Source organism: Endozoicomonas sp. ONNA1, assembly GCF_024606325.1.
Taxonomy (GTDB): domain Bacteria; phylum Pseudomonadota; class Gammaproteobacteria; order Pseudomonadales; family Endozoicomonadaceae; genus Endozoicomonas_A.
This window is the reverse complement of sequence record NZ_JAHHPN010000422.1, coordinates 1-1281: the sequence shown is the minus strand read 5'-3', so window position 1 is coordinate 1281 and position 1281 is coordinate 1. Positions and strand designations below refer to the sequence as shown.

The window sequence follows — 1281 nt, the reverse complement described above, 5'->3', positions numbered from 1 at the left end:
ATGGCAAGCAAGACGATGAGTCATGGGTAGAAAAAACCATTATTTCCCATGATAGCCCTGTCAAGTCTGCCACCCTCAGCGCCGATGGTCGCTATTTATTGACTGTCTGTATGGGAGGCAGCATGGCGAGAATCTGTGGCATGCAGGACGATGGATCATGGGTGAAAAAAGTCACGATTTCCCATGATAGTCCTGTCAAGTCAGCCACCTTCAGCACCGATGGCCGCCATGTGGTGACCACCAGCTTCGTTCGGGCGAAAATCCATGGCCTGGAGGCCGATGGATCATGGGAAGAAAAAGCCATCATTACCCACGAGGGTTCAGTCTTATCAGCGACATTCAGCGCCGATAACCGCCATTTAGTGACCGCCAGTAACGATGGCAAGGCGATAATCTGCGGCAAGAAGGACGACGGATCATGGGAAGAAACAACCACTATTTCCCATGGTGATCGGGTCTACTCAGCCACCTTTAGCCCCGATAGCCGCTGTGTGATCACCCGCAGTGAAGATAAAAAATCGAAAATCTATGGCCATAAGAACGATGGATCGTGGGAAAAAAAAACGACCATTTCCTATTATTTGGAGAGCATTAAATCCGTCACCTTTAGTGCCGATAGCCGCCATGTGATCATCCACAGTGGAGATAATAAGTTGAAAATCTATGGCCAGATGGACAATGGATCCTGGAAAAAAAAAGCGACCATTTCCCATGTTTCTGGTTTCAAATCAGCAGCCTTTAGCCTCGATGGCCGTCATATAGTCACAACCAGAAACGATAAAACGGCGAAAATTTATGGCCAGTTAAGCGATGGATCATGGAAAGAAAAAGCCACCATTTCCCATCGCAGTAGAATCAGGTCAGCCACCTTCAGAGCCGGTGGCCATGTGTTGACCATCCACGACGATAACAGTGGAATCAGGTCAGCCATCTTCAGTGCCGATGGCCATGTGTTGACCATCCACGACAATAATACGGTGAAAATCACTGAACTAAGGATGGATGACTGATTATTTGCTGTCACTCGTTAGCCCGGCCCCACATTAACCCGGCAAACCGTTTGCCCTCTCCGGGCAAGTCACCTAAAGCGCCGTTACCTGATTGGGCAAAAATATCCTGAGCCAGTTGCCTTTCTGCCGGATTGTCGCTTGTGCTCAAAATTTGAATATCCCTGCTCACCAAAGTGAAATAATAACGATTGAAAAACAAACTATGAATTTAATAAGAAACCTTTCCTGCTTTGGTGGTTCACTCCCATCAACACCGGATCAAGCTCGATCA

General features: G+C 47.7%; 2 protein-coding genes. One reads left to right on the top strand and one right to left on the bottom strand.

The window, feature by feature from the left end; translation table 11 throughout:
• A partial coding sequence (locus tag KDK19_RS09470) for a WD40 repeat domain-containing protein (RefSeq protein WP_257291823.1) occupies positions 1-1010 on the top strand: 1010 nt, incomplete at its 5' end.
• 10 nt (positions 1011-1020) lie between these two features.
• Here KDK19_RS09470 and KDK19_RS09465 read toward each other — a convergent pair.
• Positions 1021-1158, bottom strand: coding sequence for a hypothetical protein (locus KDK19_RS09465; RefSeq protein WP_257254416.1), 138 nt, complete (start codon positions 1156-1158; stop codon positions 1021-1023).
• Between the last annotated feature and the right edge of the window lie 123 nt (positions 1159-1281).